10 protein-coding genes are annotated in these 12,931 nt (G+C 39.8%); 4 read left to right on the top strand and 6 right to left on the bottom strand.

Translation table 11 applies throughout. The annotated features are described in order from the left end of the window. Positions 1 to 61 precede the first annotated feature (61 nt). From greA to dapB, 4 genes are all read right to left on the bottom strand, one after another. A complete protein-coding gene (gene greA / locus CXF89_RS17145; protein ID WP_010553419.1) occupies positions 62 to 538 on the bottom strand; it encodes a transcription elongation factor GreA in 477 nt (158 codons plus the stop codon). Positions 539 to 586: 48 nt separating this feature from the next. Further along, on the bottom strand, positions 587 to 3,805 hold the full coding sequence (carB, locus tag CXF89_RS17140; protein WP_121955296.1) for a carbamoyl-phosphate synthase large subunit: 3,219 nt from the start codon (positions 3,803 to 3,805) through the stop codon (positions 587 to 589). Positions 3,806 to 3,821: 16 nt separating this feature from the next. After that, positions 3,822 to 4,958 carry a glutamine-hydrolyzing carbamoyl-phosphate synthase small subunit gene (carA, locus tag CXF89_RS17135; protein ID WP_007375827.1) on the bottom strand — a complete coding sequence of 379 codons (1,137 nt, stop codon included), beginning with the start codon at positions 4,956 to 4,958 and terminating at the stop codon, positions 3,822 to 3,824. Positions 4,959 to 5,320: 362 nt separating this feature from the next. Beyond that, positions 5,321 to 6,124 carry a 4-hydroxy-tetrahydrodipicolinate reductase gene (dapB, locus tag CXF89_RS17130; protein WP_121955295.1) on the bottom strand — a complete coding sequence of 268 codons (804 nt, stop codon included), beginning with the start codon at positions 6,122 to 6,124 and terminating at the stop codon, positions 5,321 to 5,323. 372 nt (positions 6,125 to 6,496) lie between these two features. On the opposite strand from dapB, the gene CXF89_RS17125 reads away from it, so the two are divergent. From CXF89_RS17125 to CXF89_RS17115, 3 genes are all read left to right on the top strand, one after another. Then, entirely contained in the window at positions 6,497 to 7,810 is a 1,314-nt protein-coding gene (locus CXF89_RS17125) for a Na+/H+ antiporter NhaC family protein (RefSeq protein WP_101216470.1), read from the top strand. Positions 7,811 to 7,943: 133 nt separating this feature from the next. Next, positions 7,944 to 8,732 carry a nucleoside-binding outer membrane protein gene (locus CXF89_RS17120; protein ID WP_024590842.1) on the top strand — a complete coding sequence of 263 codons (789 nt, stop codon included), beginning with the start codon at positions 7,944 to 7,946 and terminating at the stop codon, positions 8,730 to 8,732. Between the two features lie 161 nt (positions 8,733 to 8,893). Continuing rightward, positions 8,894 to 9,910 (top strand): alpha/beta fold hydrolase, encoded by a 1,017-nt coding sequence (locus CXF89_RS17115; RefSeq protein ID WP_121955294.1) that lies wholly within the window; start codon positions 8,894 to 8,896, stop codon positions 9,908 to 9,910. 234 nt (positions 9,911 to 10,144) lie between these two features. Here the strand turns inward: CXF89_RS17115 and CXF89_RS17110 are convergent, their stop codons facing one another. Further along, a complete protein-coding gene (locus tag CXF89_RS17110; protein ID WP_121955293.1) occupies positions 10,145 to 10,942 on the bottom strand; it encodes a M48 family metallopeptidase in 798 nt (265 codons plus the stop codon). A gap of 197 nt (positions 10,943 to 11,139) precedes the next feature. Here CXF89_RS17110 and CXF89_RS17105 point away from each other — a divergent pair, with 197 nt between their 5' ends. Beyond that, on the top strand, positions 11,140 to 12,342 hold the full coding sequence (locus CXF89_RS17105; protein ID WP_010553412.1) for a Bcr/CflA family efflux MFS transporter: 1,203 nt from the start codon (positions 11,140 to 11,142) through the stop codon (positions 12,340 to 12,342). A 34-nt stretch (positions 12,343 to 12,376) separates the two neighbouring features. Here the strand turns inward: CXF89_RS17105 and grpE are convergent. Continuing rightward, the coding region (grpE, locus tag CXF89_RS17100; RefSeq protein ID WP_121955292.1) for a nucleotide exchange factor GrpE at positions 12,377 to 12,931 on the bottom strand (555 nt) is incomplete at its 5' end.

Here is a 12,931-nt window from a genome sequence, read left to right as displayed (position 1 = left end):
CATAAAAAAACCGATGTAATTACATCGGTTTTTATTTAAAAACGTTAAAGTGAGTTATGCGTTAAAGATACTCAACTTCAATGATTTCGAACTCAACAATACCTTTTGGCGTTTGAATAGACACTGCGTCGTCCATTTGTTTACCAATTAAGCCACGTGCAATCGGTGAGTTAACAGATATTAAGTTGTTTTTAATATTTGCTTCGTCATCGCCCACAATACGGTATTTTACTTCAGCATCGGTTTCTATATTTACAATAGTTACCGTAGTGCCAAAAATAACTCTACCGGTATTTGGCATTTTAGTTACGTCGATAATTTGAACATTTGAAAGTTTAGCTTCAATTTCTTGAATACGCCCTTCACAAAAACCCTGTTGCTCACGCGCAGCGTGGTATTCAGCGTTTTCTTTTAAGTCACCATGTTCACGTGCAACCGCAATATCACTTACGATTTTAGGACGGGTAACTGTTTTTAATTCGTTAAGCTCTTTACGCAGTAAATCTGCGCCACGAACTGTCATCGGAATTGATTGCATACTTTTCTCACTTAACACCAAGGCCCTAGTTGGCCTTGGCACATTTCCTTAGTTCAATCGCAGATGTAGCTCTTGAACTGACGTCACTTTGCTGCGGTCATCTGCTTTATTAGCAGTACAGTTAGCGAATGCCGCGTTCAAGGTTGTCGTATAGTTGGTTTTATTTTGCAATGCACCACGACGTAACACCTTCGAATCTTCGATCGCTTGGCGACCTTCGGTGGTATTAACGATATAGCTGTACTCTTTATTCTTGATATAATCAAGAATATGCGGGCGGCCTTCATATACTTTGTTTACACGTCGTACTTCAATGCCAGCTTCTTCAAGAGCTTGTGCCGTGCCACCAGTTGCGTCAAGTTCAAAACCTAAGTCGGTCATGATTTTGGCTAATTCAACAATACGTGGCTTATCGCTATTACGAACAGATAATAGCGCGCGACCACCGCGTGGTAAAGTGTTGCTTGCACCTAATTGTGCTTTTGCGAATGCTTCGGCGAAAGTATCACCAACACCCATCACTTCACCTGTTGAACGCATCTCAGGACCACGGATTGGATCCACACCCTGAAACTTAGCAAATGGTAAAACAACTTCTTTAACGCTGTAGTAAGGAGGGATCACTTCTTTAGTAATACCTTGGCTTGCTAAAGACTGACCAGCCATACAACGTGCAGCTACTTTTGCAAGCGCCACACCGGTTGCTTTTGATACAAACGGTACAGTACGTGCAGCACGCGGGTTAACTTCGATTAAGTACACTTTGTCTTCTTTTACTGCAAACTGTGTATTCATCAAGCCAACAACACCAAGTTCAAGCGCCATGTCGGTTACTTGCTTGCGCATTACATCTTGCACTTCTTGTGATAAAGAATGTGCTGGTAATGAACAGGCTGAGTCACCCGAGTGAACACCCGCTTGCTCAATGTGCTCCATAATACCGCCGATAATTACTTGCTCGCCGTCACAAATTGCGTCAACGTCAACTTCAATCGCGTTATCTAAGAAACGGTCCAGTAATACAGGTGCTTCGTTTGATGCTTGTACAGCTTCGGTCATGTAGCGACGTAAATCATCTTCGTCGTATACAATTTCCATCGCACGACCGCCTAGTACATACGACGGGCGTACTACTAACGGGAAGCCAATTTCAACTGACTTAAGTAAGGCTTCTTCGGTTGAAGTTACTGTTGCATTTTCTGGCTGAAGTAAGTTTAAACGCTCAACAAGTTGTTGGAAGCGTTCGCGGTCTTCTGCACGGTCAATCGCATCAGGTGAAGTACCAATCACTGGTACGCCATTCGCTTCAAGCTCACGCGCTAGCTTAAGTGGTGTTTGACCACCGTACTGCACGATAACGCCTTTTGGCTTTTCAACACGTACGATTTCGAGTACGTCTTCAAGTGTAATTGGTTCAAAGTATAACCTGTCAGATGTATCGTAATCGGTAGATACTGTCTCAGGGTTACAATTAACCATAATAGTTTCGTAACCGTCTTCGCGAAGCGCAAGCGAGGCATGTACACAACAGTAATCAAACTCAATACCTTGACCGATACGGTTTGGACCACCACCAATAACCATGATTTTATCACGATCGGTTGGGTTAGCTTCACACTCTTCATCGTAAGTTGAGTACATGTAAGCAGTGTCTGAGCTAAATTCTGCTGCACACGTATCAACACGTTTGTATACTGGCACGATGTTTAATAAATGACGTTTTTTACGAATTTCAGCTTCAGATACACCGGCAATTTCTGCTATACGCGGATCTGCAAAGCCTTTGCGTTTAAGTTTACGTAGGAAGTCAGCATTTAAACCCGCCATGCCTACTTTCGCTATTTTTGCTTCGTCTTTTAAAATGTCTTCTATTTGTACTAAGAACCAGCGGTTAACTTTCGTCAGTTCGTAAACATCATCAACGCTCATACCATGGCGCATTGCATCGGCAATGTACCAAATACGCTCAGCGCCTGGCTCGCGTAGTTCACGAATTATTTTTTCTTTTGCTTTAGGATCATCAAGCGCAACTATCGGGTTAAATCCCGTTGCACCCACTTCAAGACCACGTAATGCTTTGTGTAATGATTCTTGTTGGTTACGACCAATTGCCATTACTTCGCCAACTGATTTCATTTGCGTAGTTAAACGGTCGTTTGCACCGGCAAATTTTTCAAAGTTAAAGCGAGGAATTTTTGTAACAACGTAATCGATTGAAGGCTCAAAAGACGCGGGAGTTTTGCCACCAGTAATGTCGTTTTGAAGCTCGTCAAGCGTATAACCTACTGCTAGTTTTGCTGCAATTTTAGCAATTGGGAAACCCGTTGCTTTTGATGCTAATGCAGATGAACGTGATACACGTGGGTTCATCTCAATGATAACCATACGGCCATCTTCAGGATTAATACCAAACTGTACGTTCGAACCACCAGTTTCTACACCAATTTCACGTAATACTGCCATAGAGGCGTTACGCATAATTTGGTATTCTTTGTCGGTTAGCGTTTGCGCTGGTGCAACTGTGATTGAATCGCCAGTGTGAACACCCATAGGGTCAAAGTTTTCAATGGTACAAACAATAATACAGTTGTCGTTTTTATCACGTACAACTTCTGTTTCGTACTCTTTCCAACCAATCAGTGATTCATCAATTAGTAATTCGTTCGTTGGCGATAAATCTAAGCCTCGTTCACAAATTTCTTCAAACTCTTCTAAGTTATACGCCACACCGCCGCCGGTGCCGCCCATAGTAAAAGAAGGCCTGATAATACATGGTAAACCAATGCGCGTTATGATGTCTTTGGCTTCATCCATAGAGTGAGCAATCTCAGCACGAGGACATTCAAGACCAATATTTTTCATTGCTACGTCAAAGCGTTCACGGTTTTCTGCTTTGTCGATTGCATCAGCCGTTGCACCAATTAGTTCAACGCCATGTTTAGCCAATACACCGTGCTTGTCTAGTTCAAGCGCACAGTTTAATGCCGTTTGACCACCCATTGTAGGCAGTACTGCATCTGGCTTTTCTTTTTCAATAATTTTTTCTACCACTTCCCAGTGAATTGGTTCGATGTATGTTGCATCGGCCATATCAGGGTCGGTCATGATAGTTGCAGGGTTTGAGTTAACTAATATAACTCTGTAGCCTTCTTCTCTAAGTGCTTTACACGCTTGAGCACCAGAGTAGTCAAATTCACAAGCTTGACCAATTACAATTGGGCCTGCGCCTAAGATAAGAATGCTTTTTATGTCGGTACGTTTTGGCATTATTACTCCAGTTAAATTAGTGTTTACGCGCTTGCATCAAATCGATGAAGTGGTCAAATAATGGGGCTGCATCGTGTGGACCAGGGCTTGCTTCAGGGTGACCCTGGAAGCTAAAGGCAGGTTTATCTGTACGATGAATACCTTGAAGCGTTCCGTCAAATAACGATTTGTGCGTGGCACGAAGCGTACTTGGCAGGCTTGACTCTTGCGCAGCAAAACCATGGTTTTGAGCTGTGATCATAACTACATCGCGGTCTAGGTCTTTAACTGGGTGGTTAGCGCCGTGGTGGCCAAATTTCATTTTTTCTGTTTTAGCACCTGAGGCAAGGGCTAATAACTGATGACCTAAACAGATACCAAAAATTGGTGTGTCGGTTTCTAAAAAGGTTTTAATTGCATCAATAGCGTAAGTACATGGCTCAGGATCGCCAGGGCCATTAGATAGGAAGATACCATCAGGGTTTAAAGCCAGTACGTCAGCGGCAGAGGTTTGCGCTGGTACTACTGTAAGTTTACAACCACGGTCTACAAGCATACGTAAAATATTACGCTTTACACCGAAGTCGTAGGCAACAACATGAAACTTTTCATCAGCAGCATCAAGGGTTTTAAATCCTTCGCCTAATGTCCAGCTTGATTCGCGCCACTCAAAATTTTCCTTGGTTGAGACAACTTTTGCTAAATCCATACCTTTTAAACCTGGGAAGGCTTGCGCGGCTTGTAACGCTTTATTTTCGTCTAGCTCGTCGCCAGCAATAATACACCCGTTTTGTGCGCCTTTATCACGCAAAATTCGAGTTAATTTTCTGGTGTCGATGTCCGCAATACCTAAAATATTACGTTCTTTTAAGTAATCATCTAACGATTGCTCGTTACGAAAATTACTTGCTAGCAGTGGCAAATCACGGATCACTAGGCCTTTAGCCCAAATTTGATTCGCTTCTTCGTCTTCGCTGTTGGTACCCGTATTACCGATATGTGGGTACGTCAAAGTTACGATTTGTTCCGCGTATGATGGATCAGTCAAAATTTCTTGATAACCAGTCATAGACGTATTGAATACTACTTCACCGACTGACATGCCGTCAGCGCCGATTGCAGTACCGCGAAACACTGTGCCGTCTTCTAGGACTAACAGAGCGGATTTAGTCAAGTTAAACCTCCTAACAGTAAAAAACGGGAGTAAGCAATTGCTTAACACCCCGCCAATACCCAGAGGGATCGTCAAAACCAGATTTCTGTGAGCTTAAATTGTTTTACGCAGTCTTAAATGATGCAGATGTAAAGCATTCAACCTTCAGTCATTTTTTCTTGCCTAAAACTATTTTTATTCCCACTGAACCCCCGGATTTACTAGCCACTTGGGTATAATTGGAAACACGCATTTAGTAATTTTTGGCAAATTGGCTGCATATTACATTAAGTTAGCTTTTAGGTCTAATATTATTTAGTAAATTGTTACAAACAAGTCACTGTAGGCAAAATTAGACCCAAACAGTTAAAAAAGTAACTAAACTACTTCAGATCTAGTACATCTTGCATATCATAAAGTCCTACAGGTTTATTTTTCAACCAGCTTGCAGCCCTTACAGCACCTAGAGCGAATGTCATTCTTGAACTTGCTTTATGGGTTAATTCGAGTCTTTCGCCCATTGTAGCGAAGTATGCGGTGTGTTCACCTACTATATCGCCCCCTCTTAGTACCGAATAACCAATTTCATTTTGCGATTTAGCAGTCTCCACTTGGCTTCGGTCGTATACGGCAACCTTGTCGTGGTCCCAGCCTTTAGCCTGTGCAATTGATTCGCCAATGGCTAATGCTGTGCCCGATGGCGCATCGATTTTATGACGATGATGCGCTTCAAATATTTCAATATCTAAATCGTCACCAAATTTGGTCGCTGCGGTTTGCACAAGGTTCAGTAATACGTTGACTCCTACACTGTAGTTTCGCGCAAATACAATAGGAATATGCTTAGCGGCATCGTGTAAAAGTGCCATATCGTCGCTTGTTAAGCCCGTTGTACCAATAACCATAGGAATTTTTTGTGCTACAGCGGTTTTTAAATGGTTTTTCATACCAGCGGGAAGCGTAAAGTCGATTAAAACATCTACATTATCTATTGTGGTTTCTTCGCTAAAGCTAACACTGTTATCGGCTGCGCTATTTACTTGATTTACATTAATACCTAATAACGATGAACTGCTACGAACGTATGCACCTGTAAGTTGTGTTTGCTCTTTAATTATCGCTGCTTCTAATAAAGCTAAGCCCATTCTGCCATTAGCACCAAAAACGCCTATTCGATTTGTAGTCATTGTTTTTACCTAATTTAAATTTGGATCCGTTTTTTACTAATCTGAGTATATATCCGGTGCATTACAAATACGCGCTTAGGCATTTTTATGCAGTTGGACAAATATTAATCGCTGAAAATAGCGTTACTTTGTAGATATTATCTAAAAGTCATGCAATAGTCAGGTGACCTTTTAATTTAATAATAATAACAATACCAGTTTACTTTAGCCATCTATACATTTAAACTTCTCTTTCGCGTCGATTTGGTCTTTGGCTTGCGGGCGCTGCACTCTCCTAATTTTGTTAATGATTAACATAGTAGGTAGATTTGCTAAATTCAGCTAAAAGAGGAATTTTTGGCTGTTGTAAATTAACTGGTTTCGAGGATTATGATGCAGCCATCATTTAACAAAAACAAAGCAATACTTTCTTTACTACCCCTTTTAACCTTTGTAGCACTATTTTTGGGCTCTGGTTTATATTTACAATCGCAAGGGGTTGACTACGCTTTTTATCAACTTCCTGCTCCAGTGGCTATATTACCGGCCATTATGCTTGCGTTTATTTTAAATAAAGGCACGGTAAACGAGTGTGTAGAAACCTTTATTAAAGGTGCCGGTCACAACAACATTATTACCATGTGTTTAATCTACTTACTTGCAGGCGCGTTTTCTGCCGTTGCTAGTGCAACAGGTGGTGTAGATGCGGTGGTTAATGCTGGCTTATCACTTATTCCACCTGCGTTGTTACTCCCTGGTTTATTTTTAATTGCAGCGGTTGTATCTACTGCAATGGGTACGTCGATGGGAACGATTGGTGCGATTGGTCCTATTGCTTATGCTGTATCAATTAAAACAGGTATAGATCCAGCCTTAATGGCAGGTACGATTGTATCTGGCGCTATGTTTGGCGATAACCTATCAATTATTTCCGACACCACTATTGCAGCCACACGAACGCAGGGCTGTGAAATGAAAGACAAGTTTAAAGAGAATCTTAAAATTGCAGTCCCTGCTGCAATACTAACTATTGGCTTGTTGTTTTATTTAACACCTGCGGCGCAAGTTGTTGAAACCAAAGATTACGATATTTGGTTAGTACTTCCTTATGCCTTTATTTTAGTGTTAGCAGTTGCTGGCTTGAACGTATTTGTTGTATTATTTAGCGGTATTATTTTTGCTGCATTAATGGGCTTTACAGGAAGTTATGAAGGCGCAAGCTTTGTAAAAGACATTTACAAAGGCTTTACCGATATGCAGGAAATATTTTTACTATCAATGTTTATTGGTGGCTTATCTGAATTTATTCGTATTAACGGTGGCCTTGATTTCATTGCCCAAAAAATTCAAGCCATAACTAAAATCATCGCAAAATGGCACCGTAAAGTGGCCGATCAATTAGGTATTGCAGCATTGGTTATGACAAGTAATATGTGTATTGCCAATAATACCGTATCAATTATTGTTGCTGGCCCTATTGCTAAAAAACTAGCAGATGACGGTGAAATAAGCGGTAAACGTTCAGCTAGTTTGCTAGATATTTTTGCTTGTGTAACACAGGGTTCATTGCCTTATGGCGCACAAGCCTTATTACTGGGCGCTACGTTTAAAATAAGCCCGTGGGAAGTATCAACCTCGTCATACTACTGCTTTATTTTAGCATTTACTGCCATTGCAGTTATTTGCTTGCGCCGTAATAAAGCATAATTTAAACACCTATACTATGTTGCAGCTCAATAAGTAAGCTGCAACATATGTTAAAATAATACTCTACATATCAATAACTTTTGCTATAATGCGCGCCTTCGCGTGTCACTAAAATTATAGTTATTAAACAGTTATGAAATTTAAAAAATTACTCCCTTTTATTACCCTTACTTCTCTAGCTTTATCATCGTCAGCTTTTGCTGCCAATTGGAGCAGTACAGCAGTACATATAAATAATGGCAGCCAAAAAAACCCATTTACTGAGCAAGAGTCAGACACCACTGTTTACTCGCTTCAACATGCATCGGGCTATGATTACGGCGATAATTTCTTTTTTATTGATTACAGTAAAGACGATATAGATGACGGTTACCAAGATGCTGATTTTTATGGTGAGTGGTACTCAACGGTTAGCTTATCTGCCATCACTGGTAAGCAAATTGGCTCTGGCGCATTATTAGATGTTGGCCTAACGGGCGGTATTAACGTTGCTGGTGATGCAAAAGTAATGAAGTATCTACCAGGTGTAAAATTAAGCTGGGATGTACCTGGGTTTAACTTTTTTCAAACGCTGTTCACAGCCTACATTGACGATAGTGAAGGTGTAGCAAAAGGCGGCGCACCTATTGAAACTAATAGTTGGATGCTTGATGTAGCTTTTGAATATCCTTTCACTATTGGCTCACAAAAGTTTAGCTTTAAAGGCCACGCTGAATACATAGCAGAGCGTGAAGATGAATTTGGTAACGATGTACAAGCTTGGATACTAGCACAGCCTATTTTAGTGTGGGATATGGGTCACGCCCTTCAAATGAAAGAAAACACACTACTGCTGGGAATGGAATTACAATACTGGCACAACAAATTAGGTACTGAAGTCACTGAATCGGTACCACAAATCCATATTGAGTGGACATTTTAAGCTTCAACAATCAGCTCTTTACTCAGTAATAATAAGCGAAGCACTATTTTAGCTTCGCTTTTTTTCGTCCACGTAAAACATTTAATTGAACAGGTTTAAATACTTAGTTATTGTTGTACTTCTTTTTAAGCCAAGCGCTCGCCTTTAATAGGAGTAACTGAATGTCGTCGATTAAAGTTATTTGTTTCTCTACTTTATTAGTACTAACAAACAATGCCTTAGCTGGCCCTTCTCAAGATACATCCGCCCTTTCTTATGATGCACTATTAAGCAATTACGAATACGACTTTAAGGTAAATTACTTTGCACTTGAGTCGCAAAAACAATCATTAAAAATGGCTTATATTTACTTAAAGCCAACTAAAGCCGATATGCCTACAGTTACACTTATGCATGGCAAAAATTTTAACGCTGACTACTGGACTACAACCGCTCAGTATCTGCAATCTTTAGGTTACGGCGTATTAATTCCTGATCAAATTGGTTTTGGCAAGTCGTCTAAGCCAACTAATTACCAGTATTCGTTTGCGACGCTTGCTCATCATACTCACGCGTTAATAGATTCACTTAATATTAAAGAGTCGATTGTACTTGGGCACTCTATGGGCGGGATGCTAGCGAGTCGTTTTGCATTAATGTACCCAAACGCCACTAAAAAGCTAATTTTATTAAACCCTATTGGCCTTGAAAACTACCTGCAGTATGTTGATTATAAAGATACTAATTTTTTCTATAAAAACGAGCTTTCAAAAACACCGGAAGGCGTAAGAAAGTATCAACAAAAAAATTACTACGATGGTAAGTGGGATACAACATATTTAGCCTTAACTGACTTTATAACAGGGCAAATACAAGGCCCAGATAAAGAACAAATGGCATGGGTGAATGCAAAAACATACGATATGATTTTCACTCAACCTGTAATAACCGAATTTAAAGATTTAACTGTGCCGGTTAAATTAATTATTGGTACACGCGATAGAACCGGCCCTGGCCGTAACTGGAAAAAAGACGGTGTTGATTACGAGCTTGGCCGATACGATAAATTAGGCAAACACGCTGCAACACTTATTCCTGACGCACAATTATTCGAACTAGATAATTTAGGGCACCTGCCGCACATTGAAGATTTTGAACGCTTTAAAAATGTATTACAAAAAGCGCTTACAACTAAATAAAGGTGAGTACTGAATACAAAAACCCCTGTAAGTAATTACTCACAGGGGTTTTTATTTAGTAATTAAACTAAATTATACCAATCTGCTTATATATAGGGTCTATTTAACGTTAAGAAAATTACGCTAGAACTAGGCAAAAATTTTTGTATCTAGTTGTTCTAAATAAAAAATTTTTAACGACGTTATAGTGCAATTTAATTCGTTAAATTGATCAAAGATTTATGCAGGTTGGTATTACAACTTACATTGTGGGTTTTTACCCTGTGCTTTAGCTGTACTTTGCTCACTAAGTGCTTTACTCATTTGTGCTTGTAAGTCTTTAATACGACTGCTTGGCGCTGGGTGAGTTGATAAAAACTCAGGTGTTGTACCACTACCTGCTGCACTCATATTTTGCCAAAGGGTTACTGATTCTTGTGGATTAAAGCCTGCTTCAGCCATTAAGTCTAAGCCAATTTCATCAGCTTCTGACTCGTGCGAACGGCTAAATGGCAAAACAACACCATACTGTGCGCCTAAGCCTAGACCCTGCATAATTTCATTACGGTATTGAATGTTACCCATTTCAAGTGCTGCACTACCAAGTTGCATACCGGTATCTAAAATAGAGCTTTGTGAAACACGTTCATTAGAATGCTCAGCAATTACGTGCCCTACTTCGTGCCCTAGTACTGTTGCTAGTTGGTCTTGATTGGTGGCTATTTTTAATAAGCCCGTATGAACCCCAATGTAACCACCAGGTAGTGCAAAAGCGTTAGCAGATTCGTCTTCAAATACAACTACTTCCCAATTTTGAGACGAGTATTCTTTTGGTAATACAGCTACTACTTTTTCAGCAATGCAATTTACATATGCATTTGTTTTTGCATCTTTATTAATTGGTTGGCTTTTTTTCATATCTGCAAAACTAGCAGTGCCCATTTCACTCATTTGTTGATCTGAGTAAAGCGCTATTTGAGTGCGTCCTGTTGGTGACGTTTTACAACCGACTAAAACGGCTGTCGCTAATACTGCAAGTACTAGTTTTTTCATGATAATTCTCTTAAGTAATGAATTTTTTATTGCTTGTAGAATAGCAAACACAGTACCAATTTAAAATATTTGCTTTATATACCTTTATATTAAAAAGATGCGATAAGACGATAAACTTAGCAGGCAAACTAAGTTTATCCAAATACAATGCCCTGTTACACTATAGCCCTTGTTTTTAGTGATTGTTGAGTTTACACATGGACGCCTCAGCCTCGTCTTTTAATACCCGTATTTTATTGCCTTTATTAGCCAGTATCGTGGCGATTACTCCTTTGGCTATTGATATGTATCTGCCCGCCATGCTGGTAATTGCAAGCGATTTACAAACTAATATGCCAAATGTACAAATATCGTTGAGTATTTACTTAGCGGGTTATTCATTGGGGATGTTATTTTTTGGCCCTATTGCCGATCAAATTGGCCGCCGTAAGCTCGCACGTATTGGCTTAACCCTATTTGGCGCAAGCTCACTTGCACTCGCATTTACAACCGAAATCCATGCGTTTTGGACTCTTAGAGCAGTGCAAGCATTTACGGGAGCTGCAGCAACCGTAGTCGTACCGGGTATTATTCGTCATATTTATCAGCAAAATACAGCTAAGGGAATGTCGTATGTGTCGATGATCATGATGGTAGCACCGTTAGTAGCCCCCTCTGTTGGTTCGTTTATTTTAGGATTTTCTGTTTGGTCAACCATATTTTTGGTTCTTGCTGGATATAGCTTTTTAATATTAGCGTTTGTACAAGTGTATTTAATAGATATACCTATTCATAAAAATGAGAAAAAAGGCCTCGCTCTGTTTTTTGATAGCTATAAAACAGTACTGAGTAATAAAGACGCACGTGCGGATATACTCAGTTCTATGTTTGTATCGTTTGGATTTTTTTGCTTTTTAACCTCAGTACCTTTTATATATTTGGATTTATATGAAGTATCAGAACAATTATTTGGTGTGTTATTTGCGTTTAATGTAATGGCGCTGATGTTTGGTAACTTTTTAAATACGCGAATTGTACCAAGGCTGGGCTCTCGAAAAATGCTCTATATTGGGCTTGTATGTGGGTTTGTATCGGGGCTTGCGCTGTTAACATTTAGCTTATTGCACTTATCACTTTATTATATTGTGGCTGCTATTGCGCCATTAATGATGAGTTTAGGTGTCACTGCAAGTAATGCTGATTCGCTAATATTAATGAAGTTTGAAAGAAACACAGGTACAGCAACGGCCGTAATTGGCACACTTCGTTTTGGTAGTGGTGCATTAGTTGGCCCGCTACTCGCCATTATGCACGCAAAAAGCGCAGTGCCATTTTCAAGTTTAATGTTTAGTGCTGTATTACTCACTATGCTCGTACAGCTAATTCACTATAAAAAAGACAAAAAAAATGCCTCAATATGAGGCATTTTTATCAAAGCTAATAATCTTAAATTAATTAAGCGTCAGCAGCTTTAGAAACCATAACCATTGCAGGGCGTAATAAACGACCATTCAATGTGTAACCTTTTTGCATAACAGCAAGTACTGTATTAGGTGTTACATCGTTACTTGGTTGAATTGACATTGCTTGATGAAAATCTGGATTAAACTGCTCACCTTGTGGGTTTACAATTTCAACACCAAATTTAGAAACAGCGTCATTAAAGCTCTTAACCGTCATATCGATACCTTCAAGCAACGGCTTTAGTGTCTCATTTTCTTTATCAGAAAATTCAATAGCACGTTCAAGGTTATCAATTACAGGTAGCAATTCGTTAGCAAATTTTTCTAGTGCAAATTTATGCGCTTTTTCTACATCTTGTGCTGCACGACGACGAATATTATCTACATCTGCTGCGGCACGAACAACACCGTCTTTTTGATCAGCAATTGTTTGCTTTGCAGCTTCAAGCTCTGCATATAACATCGCAATTTCTGCTTCAGGGCTTTGTTCTTGTTCTGCATGCTGATCAGCGGCTTCTACTGCTGCTTCTACATCAGCCTGCATTTT

Origin of the sequence: Pseudoalteromonas sp. MelDa3, from assembly GCF_002863625.1 — a bacterium.
Lineage (GTDB): Bacteria > Pseudomonadota > Gammaproteobacteria > Enterobacterales > Alteromonadaceae > Pseudoalteromonas > Pseudoalteromonas arctica.
The sequence above is the reverse complement of the archived record's forward strand: the minus strand, read 5'-3'. Positions and strand labels throughout refer to the sequence as shown.

Coding starts and splice junctions, on each gene's coding strand:
- dapB (WP_121955295.1), bottom strand. CDS start 6,124: ATGACTACAAATCGAATAGGCGTTTTTGGTGCTAATGGCAGAATGGGC.
- carB (WP_121955296.1), bottom strand. CDS start 3,805: ATGCCAAAACGTACCGACATAAAAAGCATTCTTATCTTAGGCGCAGGC.
- CXF89_RS17125 (WP_101216470.1), top strand. CDS start 6,497: ATGCAGCCATCATTTAACAAAAACAAAGCAATACTTTCTTTACTACCC.
- greA (WP_010553419.1), bottom strand. CDS start 538: ATGCAATCAATTCCGATGACAGTTCGTGGCGCAGATTTACTGCGTAAA.
- CXF89_RS17105 (WP_010553412.1), top strand. CDS start 11,140: ATGGACGCCTCAGCCTCGTCTTTTAATACCCGTATTTTATTGCCTTTA.
- CXF89_RS17120 (WP_024590842.1), top strand. CDS start 7,944: ATGAAATTTAAAAAATTACTCCCTTTTATTACCCTTACTTCTCTAGCT.
- CXF89_RS17110 (WP_121955293.1), bottom strand. CDS start 10,942: ATGAAAAAACTAGTACTTGCAGTATTAGCGACAGCCGTTTTAGTCGGT.
- CXF89_RS17115 (WP_121955294.1), top strand. CDS start 8,894: ATGTCGTCGATTAAAGTTATTTGTTTCTCTACTTTATTAGTACTAACA.